Source organism: Vreelandella lionensis (assembly GCF_044543515.1).
Lineage (GTDB): Bacteria > Pseudomonadota > Gammaproteobacteria > Pseudomonadales > Halomonadaceae > Vreelandella > Vreelandella lionensis.
Genome location: NZ_JBITWC010000005.1, coordinates 146,568 through 161,700, shown reverse-complemented (window position 1 = coordinate 161,700; position 15,133 = coordinate 146,568). Strand labels below are relative to the sequence as shown.

The following is a 15,133-nucleotide window of genomic DNA, read 5'->3' as shown; positions in this document are numbered from 1 at the left end:
TCGCCTAAGAAACAGCGCTATATTGTGCCGTAAGCCCGCCGTCAAGGCAAAAAAGCTGACCAGTTTAACGAATTATAGGTCGCCAGTGTCGCCCATCCAGCAGTTCAATCGGTGAAAAAGCTTGCTTGTAGCGCATCTTACGACACTCCTCAATCCAGTACCCGAGATAAAGGTGCGGCAGCGCTTTTTCTTGGCAGAGCGCAATCAACTTTAAGATAGCAAAGGTGCCCAGCGAGCGCTTTTCAAGCGACTCATCCACTTTGAAAAACGTATAAATGGCCGAAAGACCATGCTCTAGCTGGTCAAACGCTGCCACGGCCACCAGTTCGCCCTCTAGATACATCTCCAGTAGGTGTGCATAGGGCTCTTCTAGCGTTAAGAAGGTACGGTATTGGTCGCGGCTAGGAGGGTACATATCGCCATCGGCATGACGCTGACGAATATAGTCGGCGTACAGCGCATAGTGGGCCGCATCGAAGCGTGCGGCAATCACTCGGGTCTCAATATCGGCATTGCGTCGCCAAAGTTTGCGCTGGGTGCGGTTGGCGCTAAATTCGTCTACTGGAATGCGTACCGAACGGCAGGCATTGCAACCCTCGCAGTGAGGGCGGTATAAGTGGCGTCCGCTGCGTCGAAAGCCAAGCAGAGACAGTGAGTCGTACACCCCAGGCACCGGCGACTCCTGAGGATCCAGAAATAGTGTTGTTGCCTCTTTGCCAGGAAGATAGCTGCAGGCATGAGGAACGGTTAGGAAGAAGCGCAAATCCCGCACAGGGCGGCGAGGAGCGTTACTACTCACGGCTTGCCTCCTTGGTGAAAAACGGCGCGGTCACTCTGCTTCAGCGCCTGAAGGTATCGCCGCCAGCCATGGTGAGGCAGGCACGGATGGCGTCTGATGAGCAGGTGGTGGTAAGCGAAAAGCCTTTTCTGGCAACCATTGTTCAAGATAGTTGATGAACGTGCTACGGGCGACTGTTGTCGCACCCAGGCTGGCTAAATGCGGCGTGTGCATTTGGCAGTCGATGAGTTCACCACCATGGCGTTGCATGGCGCCTGCCAAGTAGGCCAGCGCAATTTTGGAAGCATCGGGTTGACGTGAAAACATCGACTCACCAAAGAACACTGGCCCCATGGCCAGCCCATACAGCCCGCCGACCAGCTCGCCGTCACGGTGTACCTCAATGCTGTGGGCGATGCCAAGTTCGTGAAGGCGCTGATAGGCGCGACGCATATCCGGGTTAATCCAAGTGCCCGGTTCATTTTTACGGGGAGCAGCACATGCCTCAACGACCTGGGTGAACTGTTGATCTAGTGTCACGCTAAAGCCACCATGTCGCAGCCGTTTAGCTAGACTGCGGCGTCGTTTAAACTGAGCAGGCAGCAGTATCATGCGCGGGTCAGGGCTCCACCATAAAATGGGGTCCTCGTCGCTATACCAAGGAAATATCCCTTTCCGGTAAGCGTCTACCAGCCAGGCTGGTGTAAGCTCTCCACCGGCGGCTAGGAGGCCGTTGGGAGACTCTAATGCCTGTTCGGTAGATGGAAATGAAGGGTGTGGCGATGAGAGCCAAGGTAGCATCGCTTGCTCCTGTTGCTGATAGCTTCTATAGAAGCGCTGTGACGGCGGAAGGATGCTCGGTATGATGCAAACTCGCAAGTGGATTAAAGACACCGTGTGGTGTAAAGGGAGAATCGCTTGAAAGTAAATAAGGCGGTAGACAAGCGAACGCAGCGACAGTCGCGTCAGTCACCATCTAGTTCTAATTCATCGACGCGGGTGAATGCCGCAAAGGATAAGGCGCGCCGGTTTGGCTTGCGCCTGCAAGGATCCGCCCGTGAAGGGGTGGTGGTTGTGATGCTGGCGCTCTGCGTCTTTTTGCTATTGGCGCTGTTTAGCTACCATCCAGCCGACCCCGGCTGGTCGTACCAAGGGCCTGAAACCGATGTGCGTAACTGGATGGGCCCGGTTGGTGCATGGCTGGCCGACGTGCTCTATTCACTGCTCGGGGCAAGTGCCCTGTGGTGGCCGGGAATGTTTGGCTATGCCGCTTGGTGGCTGATGCGCTCACGCCAGGTGCGCTTTGAGTTAGACCCCGTCGCTATTGCCGTGCGCGCAGGCGGTTTGGTGTTGCTAATGTTCGGTACGACCATGCTGGGCGCACTGCACTTTTATCATCCAGATAGCATTCTGCCCTATGCCTCAGGCGGTATTTTAGGCGAAGGGCTCGTCGGTACGCTGAAACCGTTGGTGAGTAGCGGTGGTGTAGGCTTGATTGCCGCCGCGCTAATTCTGATTGGCTTCCCGTTGTTCAGCGGCATGTCGTGGTTACAGGTGGCCGATGAAGTTGGACGCAAGCTGTGCCGTATCGGCGGATGGTTTAGCGCTCGCCGTGCTAAAGGTCGCGAAAAGCGTGCTGAGCGCGCTGCCGTGCGTGCGGCTGCTAAAGCGGCGTCTAAAAAAGTGAAGCAGCGCTCCTGGGCAGAGCCTAGCGATACCAGTACGGACGCTGTAGATGAGAAAGAAGAGACGCCAGCCGTCAATGCTGCACCTCGCGCCAGTGAATCGCCTGCGCCGCAGGAGCGCCCTGCCGTTAGTGAGCGTTCACCATCAAGTCGTCGCGAGCGGCGTGAGCCAAGCTTCTCAGCACCTACAGAAGAGACGCAAGAAGAGACATCTACTACGGATACCTCCATTCCTTGGGAGGCAGCCGCTGTACTGAGCGAACGCCATGGAGCGAAGCCGCAAAGCACCTCAGAGCCTCGGACGGCCGCGCCAGAAGCGACTCCGCCAGCGCCTGCCAAGACGCAGGAGCCAGAAGCGCCCAGTGAACCACTAATGTCGTTATCCGCTAAAGAGCCGGAGCCAACGCAACAGCCAGAGTCTGCAGTTGAAAAAGTTCCAGCGCCTAAGCCTGAAACACCCGCGCCAACTGAAACACCCGAGCCGGTGCCTACCAATGAGCCTACCAAGGGATTGAGTAGCGATAAGCCGCTGCGGGTTGAAGATGAGCAGGAGCGTGAGCTCTATGCGGCTTCTGTACCGCTGCGTGCAACGCGCGATGAGCGGGAACCGGAAGCTACTGAGCCATCAGCACCCACCGCGTTTACGAGCCGCCCAGAGCCGGAGTCAGAGCACCCCGAACCAGTAACGCTGCGCAGTGAAGACAGCCAGCCAGCCTACCAAGCCCCCCCCATAGCGGCTGAACCGCGTCGAGAGCGAGTGCCGGAAGTAGTGCCAGAGCCAGTGTGGGATGACGAAGATGACGATGAGTTACCCGTCAGGCCTGTCGCATCTACTACTGCTAGCTCGCGCCATGAGCCAACCTTCTCTACCGAGCCCGTAGAAGAAGAGACAGATAGCGGCCCCACGCTGTGGACGGTGGAGCATCTGCAGAGTCAGCGCCCGGCGTTTGAAACGTTGTCAGAGCCCGAAGGCGATGTGCCCAGCCTGCAGCTATTAACGCCGCCGGAGCCGCATCAGCCTAACTACACTGATGAGCAGCTCGCCGATATGGCAGAGCTACTGGAAGTGCGGCTAAGGGAGTACGGCGTCAAAGCTGAAGTGGTGGATACTTGGCCTGGCCCGGTGATTACGCGCTTTGAGATTAAGCCGGCCGCTGGGGTGAAAGTTTCTAAGATCAGCAATTTGGCGAAAGACCTTGCCCGCTCGCTGATGGTGAAAAGCGTTCGCGTAGTAGAGGTCATTCCCGGTCGACCAACGGTGGGGATCGAAATTCCTAACCCGCACCGCGCGATGATTCGCCTGCGTGAAGTGATCGACTCTGACCGCTATCAGCAGGAGAGCTCACCGCTGACGATGGCGCTGGGCCAAGATATTGGCGGTGGGCCGGTGGTCGCGAACCTAGGCAAAATGCCCCACCTGCTGGTGGCCGGTACGACCGGTTCGGGTAAATCGGTGGGGGTCAACGCGATGCTGATCTCCATGCTGCTCAAGGCTAAACCCGATGAGCTCAAGCTGATCATGGTTGACCCCAAGATGCTGGAGCTATCGGTGTATGACGGTATTCCGCACCTGCTGGCGCCGGTGGTCACCGATATGAAAGAGGCGGCCAACAGCCTGCGCTGGTGCGTGGCGGAAATGGAGCGTCGCTATAAGCTGATGGCGGCGATGGGCGTACGTAATATTGCCGGCTTTAACGCCCGCCTAGACGAAGCCGAGCGTGCCGGTGCCCAGGTGGCCGACCCATTATGGGAGCCGCAGCCCTGGGAGATGCACCAAACGCCGCCGGTGCTGGAGAAGCTGCCCTACATCGTGGTGGTCATCGATGAGTTTGCCGATATGTTTATGATCGTCGGCAAAAAGGTCGAAGAGCTGATCGCACGTCTGGCACAAAAAGCGCGGGCTGCCGGTATTCACCTGATTCTTGCCACCCAGCGTCCATCGGTGGATGTGGTGACTGGTTTGATCAAGGCGAACATTCCTTCGCGAATGGCCTTCCAGGTCTCCTCGCGAATCGATTCGCGTACCATTCTGGATCAAGGTGGGGCAGAGAGCCTGCTGGGACACGGGGATATGCTCTACCTGCCCGCCGGTTCCGGGCCGCCTAACCGGGTTCACGGTGCCTTCGTGGACGACGATGAAGTCCATCGGGTGGTCGATGATTGGAAGCGTCGCGGCGAGCCTGAGTACATTGAGGAGATTCTTTCCGGCGGTGTTTCTGCGGATGCACTGACTGGGCTTGAAGCGGAAGGGAGCGATGGCGACGATGCCGAGCAGGATGCGCTTTACGATGAAGCGGTGCAGTTTGTGACCGAGACCCGTAAGGCCTCGATTTCTGCCGTGCAGCGGCGATTTAAAATTGGCTATAACCGAGCGGCACGCTTAGTTGAAGCCATGGAGGGCGCAGGCGTTGTCTCCTCTATGGGCACCAACGGCGCTCGCGAAGTGCTGGCACCGCCACCGGTTGGTCACTAAGCGTGGCCTCACCAATCATGCAATAAGCGTGAAAGTCGCGCCGCAGGCGAAACCCTGCGGCGCTTTTTACGTCTGAGAGGCATACGGAACGTCTTATCGCTCCTTGCCTCGTCCGCTATTCGGCAATGAATGCCTAGGGAGAAAGAACATGCGCGAACCCTCTAACCGTCGCTCACCTGCTTTGGTACTTGCCGCCAGTGCGCTCGGGTTAACCTTTGCTGCACCGATGACAGCGTGGGCCAATGAGGCCGCAGAGCGGCTTACCGAGCGCTTGGATCCTCTGGAAAACTACCACGCGACTTTTGAACAGCAGATTCTGGATGGTGGCGGTGAGCGTCTTCAGAGTGCCCGTGGGGAAATGTGGTTATCGCGCCCGGGTATGCTGCGTTGGGAAGTTGAAGCTCCGTATTCGCAAACCGTGGTCTCTGATGGTGAAGATGTCTACCTTTACGATCCAGATCTTGAGCAAGTGACCGTGCAAGCGATGGATGACCGTGTTACCCACACGCCCGCGCTATTGCTGTCAGGTAGCGCCGATGAGCTAACCGCCAGTTACGATGTGTTTTACGAGCAGCAGGACGGCGATGACGTGTTTACGCTGATTCCTACGCTGGCAGACACGCTATTTGAAGAGTTGAGCATGGTCTTTGAAGGCCAGACCCTGACCGAGCTGTGGATGATGGACAGCACTGGCCAGCGCACCGCCATCACCTTCAGCGACATTATTCGCAATGGCAGCATTGATCGTGGCCTATTTGATTTCCAGATTCCTGAAGGCACCGACGTTATCCGCGAAGAGCTTTAAATCTCTGGCGGTTACTTCACCGTGTTAACGCAGTTTATCAGGCACTTTAGGGTGCCTGATCTGCTTCCTGATCCCGCTGCTCCCGCCACGCCATGATTTCCCCAAACCGCTTCTCCTGGCCAAACGGACTCGGCTCGTAAAAGCGTGTTTTCGGCACGCCTTCCGGCCAACAGTCGTGAGCGCTGCCCGCTGGATAGCCATCCGCTTCGTTATGAGCATATCGGTAGCCCTCGCCATGGCCTAGCTGCTCCATCAGTTTGGTAGGTGCGTTGCGCAGGTAGGTGGGTACTTCCACCTGGGGCTGCTGCTGGACAAACTGCTGGGCGCTTTTCCAGGCCCGGTCAATGCGGTTACTTTTAGGTGCCACTGCCAGATGAATCGCCGCATGGGCAATCGCCCGTTGGCCCTCATAATCGCCCAGGCGCAAATAGGCATCCCAGGCGGCGATGACGAGCGGCAGGGCGCGCGGGTCGGCATTGCCCACGTCTTCCGAGGCAATGGCGGTTAAGCGCCGCACGATATCCAATGGGTCGCCGCCGCCCTGGATAAAGCGCGCCATATACAAAAGTGCGGCATCAGGGCGCGACGATCGGATCGATTTATGGATGGCGGATAGCAGGTCATAGTAAGCATCGCCCTGCTTATCAAACGCGCTGGACTGATGGCCGACTACATCCGCCAGTACCGCTTTGCGTAGCACCTCGCGACCATCTTGCTGTTCGGTAAAATCACAAGCCGTTTCCAGTAGCCCTAAGGCTCTCCGGGCATCCCCCGCGCTAGCGTGGGCGAGGGCTTCCAGTACGCCAGGCTCTATGTCAATTGGTCGCTTGCCCAGGCCGCGCTGGTCATGTGCCAATGCTTGCTGCATCACCTGAATGAGCTCTTGCTGGGTCAGTGGATTTAGCACATAAACACGCGCGCGTGAGAGCAGCGCTGAGTTCACCTCGAAGGAGGGATTTTCAGTGGTGGCGCCAATCAGCGTTAACAGGCCGGACTCCACATGAGGCAGCAGGGCGTCCTGTTGGCTCTTGTTCAAACGGTGAATCTCATCTAAAAAGAGAAGCGTGGGCGAGGAGCGCTGGCGAGCGCGCTCTACCACCGCACGAATCTCTTTTACGCCAGCCATCACCGCACTTAGGTGCTCAAGATGCGCTTCAGACGCACGTGCTAACAGCTCTGCCAGGGTGGTCTTGCCTACGCCCGGTGGCCCCCACAAGATCATAGAGCGCACTACGCCCGACTCCGCCATGCGGCGCAGCGGTTTGTCCGGCCCCACAAGCGCCTGCTGGCCAATGTAGTCATCAAGCGTCAAAGGGCGCATGCGAAAGGCAAGCGGAGCGTCTTCACCTGGAGTGGCTTCAAAAAGATCCATATAAACTTCCGTTGTAAATCGAGGCGTTGAACAACTAACGCTTAATAAGTGTCTGTGGTAAATAGGGTAACGTCAGACTACCTTGTGGCATAACAATAAGAAGCGCCCGCCAGCGTTAGTAATCTTAGAGGCGCAAGGCAAGGATTAACGCTAGTGTAGTAGAACCCAGCTCATGATCGCGTGCCTAATGCTCCGTAGGGAGAGCGGCAGGCATGACACTTACGAAGGAGACGGCACGATGTTAAACCAACTGCGTCTAGATCATGCCAACATGGCGCGAATGCTCCATGTGCTGCAGCTAAAGCATAAAACCTTGGCCAACGGCGAGCGGCCCGACTTTCAACTGATGCGTGAGGTGGTCGATTACATTTTGTCCTACATGGATGGTTTTGCTACGCCCCTTGAGCGCATCTGCGTTGAACGGCTCAAAACCCAGGCTCCAGAGCACCTCCCGCTGATGGAGCAAATGGCTAACGACTATCGCGAGCTAAAGCCGCGCTTAATGCGTCTGTCCCAAGATATCGATATGATCCTGATGGACAACATCCTGCCCATGGATCGCTTTGCCGAAGATCTCAAAGCGTACCTGGAAGCCCACCGCGGCTATCTGCGTCACGAGCGCGAGGGGCTTTTCCCGCTGATCGATAAGCACTTCAGCGAAGAGGATATGGAAGAGCTACGTCAGGCCCTGCCCGAAGGGGCCGAAAAAGAGCTGGAGCGTCTGCAACTCGCCTACCCAGAGCTTTACGCTGAACTATGCGGTGCGGAAGTTCCAGCACTGTAACTCCTGTCAAATGTGAATCCTTCAGAGCCGAACGGGGCGTGTTAAACTGGCGCCCCATTTTTATTGGGCGGCTGAAAAGCTGAGTCATTGCGTGGTGGCCGTTGCCAGTAGTGCCACTATTTAATGGGGTGGGTTTCAACATAGCGGACTGTGCAGGTGAAGGGTGATGTCAGGGCCTATACTGATTTTTGATTCCGGCGTGGGCGGGCTTTCCGTTGCCCGTGCGCTGCGCCAGCACTATCCATCGGCTGCCCTGTGCTACGCTTGCGACAACGCTTGGCTACCTTACGGCCTGCGCGACGATGCGACCCTCGCTAAGCGGATTGTGATGGTTTGCCAGGCGGCAGTCCAAGCGTGCCAAGCCAGCGTGCTGGTGGTTGCCTGTAATACTGCCAGCACCCTTGCCCTAGAAGGGCTGCGCCAAACGCTCTCAATTCCTGTGATTGGTACCGTGCCCGCGATTAAACCGGCAGCGCTGATGAGCACATCGCGCCATATTGGCCTGTTGGCGACGACGGCTACGGTGAATCGCCCCTATACCCAGGGGCTAATCGACAGCTTTGCCAGCGACTGCGTGGTGACCAAAATAGCGGCAGATGCCCTGGTTACCGAAGCTGAAGCGTGGCTAGCCGGAACGCCGCTCAACGCACCGCGCATTCAGCAAGCGCTAGCGCCGCTATGGCAAGCCACCCTAGAGAGCCCCGCGCTAGATACTGTCGTGCTTGGCTGCACCCACTTTCCGTTGCTGCAACCACTATTAGTCACGCTGGCACCAGCGCCTATCACATGGGTAGACTCCGGTGATGCCATTGCCCGCCGGGTGGGGCAGGTGGCCACTACCCTGGTGAGCAGTGCACACGATGGCCGTTGCTTCACCACGGCGCCTGCTCAGGCGCTTACCGATGGCTTCGCCCGCTACGGCTTTCATGAACCACGGCCGCTCGTACTGCCCGGCGCCCGCTAGGCGGCGGTGAATAAACGTCTTTTTTCCTATTTTAATACTTAGTGATGAGGAGCCACCTTGGCGATCCCTACAGTAGATCCAGCACGCTACGACGAACAGCTGGCTGAGAAGCAAGCCTATGTGGAAAGCACCTTTGCCGCGTTCGATACGCCTGCCCTGGAGGTGTACCCTTCGCCACCCAGCCATTATCGCCAGCGTTGCGAGTTTCGCATTTGGCATGAAGAGAACGACCTCTTTTACGCCATGTTTGAGGTCGACCCGGAAAACTCCAAAAACAAACGAGTGGTTCGGTTAGATCAGTTTCCGGTGGCCAGCGCCCATATCAATGAGCTAATGCCTAAGCTGCGCGACGCCTTTCTCGCCAGCGACGAGTTGCGCCGTCGCCTGTTCCAGGTGGAGTTTTTAACCACGCTCTCGGGGCAAGCGCTGGTCACGTTGATCTACCATCGCCCGCTGGGCGATGCCTGGGAAGCCGAAGCCCGCGTTCTGGAAAAATCTCTAGATATCATGATCATAGGCCGCTCTCGTAAACAACGCCTGGTAGTGACCCAGGATCACGTATGGGAGCGGCTCACGGTGGATGGCCGCACGCTGCACTACCAGCAGGTAGAAAACAGCTTTACCCAGCCCAACGCGCATATTTGCCAAACCATGCTGAGCTGGGCCAAAGAAGCCACGCAAGGCCGCCAGGCAGAAGATCTGGTAGAGCTGTATTGCGGCAACGGCAACTTTACCATTGCGCTGGCTGAGAACTTCCGCCGCGTGCTGGCCACCGAGATTTCGCGTACCTCCGTCGCTAGCGCCAACGTCAACCTAGAAGCTAACGGCGTGACCAATGCCCACGTGGCGCGCATGTCGGCGGAAGAGTTTGCCCTGGCGCTGAAAGGCGAAAAGGCGGGCCGTCGAGTAGCCGAGATGGCGCTGGAGGAGTACGACTTCTCCACCGTGCTGGTAGACCCACCCCGGGCAGGGCTGGATGAGCAAAGCTGCCATCAAATCAGCGAATACGCTCAAATCGTCTATATTTCATGCAACCCGGCCACGCTTGCCGAAAACTTAACGCTACTGACTAAGACCCACGATATTGAGCGTTTTGCGCTATTTGACCAGTTCCCGTTTACCCACCACTGTGAGTGTGGTGTGTTGCTGACCCGTCGGCAGCCACAAGTGGCCTCACAAAGCTGATACGCTGAACTTGTCAATAGTGCTTATGATGCACAAGCGGCATACTCCATGAATAACCTGTCAGATGGTTAGGGTGGCGGTCCTGGGTAGCGTAAGCTAACAGGTAGAGTGGCCTAAAGGCCTATTGTCCTTCGTTTTTTTGGCCTATGTAGTGGCCCCAGGCAGTCGAGGTGATGGATGCATTACGTTGCGATTGAAGAGAGTCGGCGGGATCTTTTAAAGCAGCTACAAGAGCGATTGGAAGCGCGACTGGAGCCAGCACGGGCGGCCGCCATCGAAGCCTTTGCGCGCCACTTTTACGCCACGGTACCAGTGGAAGACCTGGTAGACCGTCGGTTGGATGACCTTTACGGCGCGACGCTCTCCATCTGGCAGTTTTTACAGCACCATGACCCGCAAAGCCCCAAAGTGCGTATTTTTAACCCGGACTTTGAAGAGCATGGTTGGCAGTCGACCCACACCTTTGTGGCGGTGCTCCATGAAGATATGCCGTTTTTGGTCGACTCCGTACGCATTGAACTCAACCGTCGCGGCCTAACGGTACACGCCATTCAAAACGCTGTGTTCGCCGTGGCGCGTGATAGCCAGCATCAATTGAAGGCGCTGACCTCTCCCAAAGATGAGAACGCACCGGATGCCCGTGAATCGCTGATTGTGATCGAAGTAGATCGCCACACCGACGCCGAGTCCCTGGCGAAAATTGAGCGCAATCTGCATGAAGTGCTGCGCGATGTGCGCACCGCCGTGGGCGATTTTGATGCCATGTGCGGTCAGATTACTTCCGCCATTCAAGAGCTGGAAAAGAACTGCCCACCGCAAATTGACCCGGATGACCACGAAGAAGCCATTGCCTTCCTAGAGTGGCTGTTGAAGGATAACTTCACCTTCCTAGGCTACGACGAGTACCTGCTGGACGGTAACGAGCTGCAGCGCGATCCTAACAGCGTGCTGGGCGTATTCCGCCTAGATCAGCCGCGCTACCGTGAGCGTATCCGCACCGAAGAGGGCATCGACGAGCACGACGACTACGTGCTGGTGCCGCAACTGCTCTCGTTCGCCAAAAGCGCGCACCACTCCCGCGTGCATCGCCCCACTTATCCAGACTACATCACCGTCGACCGCTACGACGATGACGGCAATGTGATCGGCGAGCGTCGTTTCTTTGGCTTGTTTACGGCCACGGTATACAACGAGTCGCCGCGCAATATTCCGCTGCTGCGCCGCAAACTCAAAGCCGTGATGGATATCGCTGGCTTCAACCCCCAGGGCCACAACGGCAAGCAGCTGCTGCAGGTGCTGGAAGTGTACCCCCGTGATGACCTGTTCCAGATCAGCACCGAATCCCTGGCCAGCACCGCGTTGGGTATTCTCAATATTCGTGAACGCCGTCAGGTGCGCCTGTTCATCCGCGCCGATGTCAGCGGTAAGTTCTACTCCTGCTTAGTGTTTGTACCACGGGATGTGTTCTCCACCGACCTGCGCCAGCGCATTCAGGGCATGCTGTGTGATGAGTTGGATGCCCACTTTGGCGACTTCAATACTTACTTGTCTGAGTCGGTGCTGGCGCGTATCCAGCTCATTCTACGTTTCAACGGCGATGCCCCCAGCCAGTACGACCTGAAGCGTCTGGAGAGCAAAGTCGCCCGCTTGGCGCGCAGCTGGCGCGACGAGCTGCAGGCAGCCATGGTCGAAGGTTTTGGCGAAGAGCGTGCTAACCACCTGATCGATCAGTTCCACGATGCGTTCTCCGCTAGTTACCGGGAAGACTTCAATGCCCGCACGGCGGTATTTGACGTTCACCACCTGTTAACCTTGGATAGTGGCGATGACCTGTCGCTATCGCTCTACCGCCCGCTGGAAGAGCAGGCAGGCGGCATGAACCTGAAACTGTTCCACCGCGAATCGCAAATTCCGCTCTCTGATGTGTTGCCGATGATGGAAAATCTCGGCCTGCGCGTGATTGGCGAGCGCCCCTACGATATCAATGCGCCGCAGCAGCGCTATTGGATTCACGACTTTGAGCTGGAACATAGCCGCGAAGGCGTCAACCTGAGCGAAATGCGCGACACCTTCAGCGAAGCGTTCAAGCGCATTTGGGCAGGCGAGGCCGATAATGACGCCTTTAACCGTCTGATTATCGGTGCTGGCCTGGACTGGCGTGAAGTGGCTATGCTGCGCGGCTATGCCCGCTATTTGAAACAGATCCGCTTCGGCATGTCCCAGGACTACATCGCCGCAACGCTGGCCAACTATCCGGCCATCACCCAAACCCTGGTTGAGCTGTTCCGCTTACGTTTCGACCCGGCCCAACAGCCCAGTAACCTAGACGACTGCTTAGCACGCCTTAACGAGCACCTGGAAGGCGTTGCCAGCCTCAATGACGACCAGCTGCTGCGCCGCTTTATGGAGCTGATCCAAGCGACCCTGCGCACCAACTATTACCAGAAAACTGACGATGGCCGCTTTAAGGATTACATCTCCTACAAGCTTGAACCGTCGAAAGTAACGGGTATGCCCAAACCGCGCCCGGCGTTTGAAATCTTTGTCTGCTCGCCGCGTGTCGAAGGCGTTCACCTGCGCGGTGGCAAAGTGGCGCGTGGCGGCCTGCGCTGGTCGGACCGTCTTGAAGATTTCCGTACCGAAGTGCTGGGCCTCGTTAAAGCGCAGCAGGTGAAAAACGCGGTAATCGTGCCCGTTGGTGCGAAAGGCGGCTTTGTGTGCAAACGCATGCCGGAAAACGCCGACCGCGAAACCCAGCAGAAAGAAGGCATCGCGTGCTACCAAATCTTCATTCGCGCGCTGCTGGATGTCACCGATAATCTCGTGGGTGGCGAGGTGGTACCGCCGCAAAACGTGGTGCGTCACGATGAAGACGACACCTACTTAGTGGTTGCCGCGGATAAAGGCACCGCGACCTTCTCCGATATCGCCAACGCGATTTCCGTGGAGTATGGCCACTGGCTGGGCGACGCCTTTGCCTCAGGCGGCGCAAACGGCTACGACCATAAGAAGATGGCGATCACGGCCCGCGGCGCATGGGAATCCGTGAAGCGTCACTTCAAAAACCTGGACGTGAATACCCAGGAAGACCTGTTCACCGTGGTAGGTGTGGGCGATATGGCGGGTGACGTGTTCGGCAACGGCATGCTGCTCTCCGACAAGATCCAACTGGTCGGTGCGTTTAACCACCTGCACATCTTCGTCGACCCGAACCCTGATGCCGCGGCGGCCTTTGCCGAGCGTAAGCGTTTGTTTGATCTGCCGCGCTCCAGCTGGGAAGACTACAGCGCCGAGCTGATTTCCCAGGGTGGCGGTGTGTTTAACCGTAGTGCTAAATCGATCACCATCACGCCAGAAATGCAGCAGGTGTTTGGTATCGAAGAACCCCGCCTGTCTCCTAACGATCTGATTCGCGCCATGCTCAAGGCGAAGGTGGATCTGATTTGGAACGGCGGTATCGGCACCTACGTGAAAAGCTCAGAAGAGACCGATGCGGACGTGGGCGATAAAGCCAACGACGCGCTGCGCATCAACGGTAAAGAGCTGAACTGCCGTGTGGTCGGCGAGGGCGGTAACCTGGGCCTGACCCAGCGTGGCCGGATGGAAGCCGCCGCCAACGGCGTGCGCGTCTACACCGACTTTATCGACAATGCGGGCGGCGTGAACTGCTCGGACCACGAGGTCAATATCAAGATATTGATTGATGAAGTGGTCAAGCGTGGCGATATGACCGACAAGCAACGTAACCAGCTGCTGGCCGATATGACCGAAGAAGTCGCCGATCTGGTTATTCTGGATAACTACCGCCAGACCCAGGCGCTGGATCTGTCGGAAATTCTCTCCCATCAGGGTATGGGGCCTTACCGTCACTTTATCAGCGAGCTGGAGTCAGCTGGCCAAATTGATCGCGAGCTTGAGTTCCTGCCTGCCGATGATGTCCTGAAAGAGCGTGCCAGCAACAACCAGGGCATGCGCCTGCCGGAGCTGTCGGTACTGATCTCCTATGCCAAAAGCACCCTGAAGGGCGACTTGATCAACTCTGACGTGCCGGACGATCTCTATATTCACCGTCATCTGGAGCGCCTGTTCCCCGCCGTGCTCACCGAGCGCTATCAAACCGAGATGTACGACCACCGCCTGAAGCGGGAAATCGTGGCAACGCAGGTGGCTAATGACCTCGTTGATCACATGGGCATTGTGTTCGTACGCCGCTTGATGGATTCGACCGGTGCTGGTCGAGCCGATATTGCCCGCGCTTACGTCGTCGCCCGGGATGCCTTCAACCTGACCGATTTGTGGGCACAGATTGAAGCACTGGATAACCAAGTGCCCAGTCGCGTGCAGTACTCCATGATGCTGGATCTGATGCGCATGATTCGTCGTGCAACACGCTGGTTCCTGCGTCAGCACCTGGGGCTTTCGACCCAGGACACCATTGAGTACTTTGGTCCGCGCTTAGCGCAGCTGCAGGAGAGCATTGGCGAGTTGCTTAGCGGTGAAGAGCAGGCCGCATGGCGCAAGCGCTGCGACGAGCTGCAAGCCGCTGGTGTGCCAGAAGCATTGGCTGCTACCGTGGCAGCGGCACCGAGCCTCTACGCTGGCCTGGGGATCATTCAAGCGGCCCGCATCACCAACGAGAAGCCCCAACGAGTCGCCGAGGTGTTCTATGAAATCGGCAGCCGCTTAGAGCTTCCTTGGATGATCCAGCAGGTCACACATCTGGAAGTACGCGACTCCTGGCAGGCCCAGGCGCGGGAAACCTTCCGCGATGATATCGACCGCCAGCAGCTGGCGCTGACGACAAGTGTCTTGAAGCTGGAGGCGGGCAGTCGCGATACCCAGGAGCGGGTTGCCCAGTGGTTGGAGCAGCACGCTGAGCTGCACCGCCGCTGGTGCCGCTTGATCGACGAAGTGCGAGGCGGAAGCGAAGGCGGATTCGCGCTGTTTGCCGTCGCGGTTCGTGAGCTGGTGGATTTAGCGGAGAGCGATAGCGAAGCATAAGCCCTGACGGGTTCTATGAAAGCTACGTTCTAACGAAAAGCCGCGCCCTGGGAGACCAGGGCGCGGCTTTTTTTCATCCTGCGAAG

At 57.5% G+C, this 15,133-nt stretch carries 9 protein-coding genes; 6 read left to right on the top strand and 3 right to left on the bottom strand.

Annotation, left to right across the window (positions count from 1 at the left end; all coding sequences use genetic code 11):
* Positions 1-64: 64 nt before the first annotated feature.
* Both ACIGG6_RS04755 and aat read right to left on the bottom strand, forming a co-directional pair.
* Positions 65-799 (bottom strand): arginyltransferase, encoded by a 735-nt coding sequence (locus ACIGG6_RS04755; protein WP_044627798.1) that lies wholly within the window; start codon positions 797-799, stop codon positions 65-67.
* 30 nt (positions 800-829) lie between these two features.
* Positions 830-1,579 carry a leucyl/phenylalanyl-tRNA--protein transferase gene (aat, locus tag ACIGG6_RS04750; RefSeq protein ID WP_399842691.1) on the bottom strand — a complete coding sequence of 250 codons (750 nt, stop codon included), beginning with the start codon at positions 1,577-1,579 and terminating at the stop codon, positions 830-832.
* 117 nt (positions 1,580-1,696) lie between these two features.
* On the opposite strand from aat, the gene ACIGG6_RS04745 reads away from it, so the two are divergent.
* A complete protein-coding gene (locus ACIGG6_RS04745) occupies positions 1,697-4,936 on the top strand; it encodes a DNA translocase FtsK (RefSeq protein ID WP_399842689.1) in 3,240 nt (1,079 codons plus the stop codon).
* Positions 4,937-5,084: 148 nt separating this feature from the next.
* Positions 5,085-5,741: an outer membrane lipoprotein chaperone LolA gene (lolA, locus tag ACIGG6_RS04740; protein WP_399842687.1), complete on the top strand. Its 657-nt coding sequence runs from the start codon at positions 5,085-5,087 to the stop codon at positions 5,739-5,741.
* 46 nt (positions 5,742-5,787) lie between these two features.
* Here the strand turns inward: lolA and ACIGG6_RS04735 are convergent, their stop codons facing one another.
* Entirely contained in the window at positions 5,788-7,113 is a 1,326-nt protein-coding gene (locus ACIGG6_RS04735) for a replication-associated recombination protein A (RefSeq protein ID WP_399842684.1), read from the bottom strand.
* Positions 7,114-7,351: 238 nt separating this feature from the next.
* Between ACIGG6_RS04735 and ACIGG6_RS04730 the strand changes: the two genes are divergently transcribed.
* The 4 genes from ACIGG6_RS04730 to ACIGG6_RS04715 all read left to right on the top strand — a co-directional run bounded on the left by ACIGG6_RS04730 (position 7,352) and on the right by ACIGG6_RS04715 (position 15,047).
* Entirely contained in the window at positions 7,352-7,897 is a 546-nt protein-coding gene (locus ACIGG6_RS04730; RefSeq protein ID WP_083026580.1) for a hemerythrin domain-containing protein, read from the top strand.
* Between the two features lie 166 nt (positions 7,898-8,063).
* Entirely contained in the window at positions 8,064-8,861 is a 798-nt protein-coding gene (gene murI / locus ACIGG6_RS04725) for a glutamate racemase (protein ID WP_089675490.1), read from the top strand.
* Positions 8,862-8,918: 57 nt separating this feature from the next.
* Positions 8,919-10,046 carry a tRNA (uridine(54)-C5)-methyltransferase TrmA gene (gene trmA / locus ACIGG6_RS04720; RefSeq protein ID WP_399842682.1) on the top strand — a complete coding sequence of 376 codons (1,128 nt, stop codon included), beginning with the start codon at positions 8,919-8,921 and terminating at the stop codon, positions 10,044-10,046.
* Between the two features lie 177 nt (positions 10,047-10,223).
* Positions 10,224-15,047, top strand: a complete 4,824-nt coding sequence (locus tag ACIGG6_RS04715) for an NAD-glutamate dehydrogenase (RefSeq protein WP_399842680.1) — start codon at positions 10,224-10,226, stop codon at positions 15,045-15,047.
* The last annotated feature ends 86 nt before the right edge of the window (positions 15,048-15,133 follow it).

Excerpts from the sequence above, each read along its gene's own strand:
- lolA (WP_399842687.1), top strand. The coding sequence starts at position 5,085 with ATGCGCGAACCCTCTAACCGTCGCTCACCTGCTTTGGTACTTGCCGCC.
- ACIGG6_RS04715 (WP_399842680.1), top strand. The coding sequence starts at position 10,224 with ATGCATTACGTTGCGATTGAAGAGAGTCGGCGGGATCTTTTAAAGCAG.
- ACIGG6_RS04735 (WP_399842684.1), bottom strand. The coding sequence starts at position 7,113 with ATGGATCTTTTTGAAGCCACTCCAGGTGAAGACGCTCCGCTTGCCTTT.
- aat (WP_399842691.1), bottom strand. The coding sequence starts at position 1,579 with ATGCTACCTTGGCTCTCATCGCCACACCCTTCATTTCCATCTACCGAA.
- ACIGG6_RS04730 (WP_083026580.1), top strand. The coding sequence starts at position 7,352 with ATGTTAAACCAACTGCGTCTAGATCATGCCAACATGGCGCGAATGCTC.
- murI (WP_089675490.1), top strand. The coding sequence starts at position 8,064 with ATGTCAGGGCCTATACTGATTTTTGATTCCGGCGTGGGCGGGCTTTCC.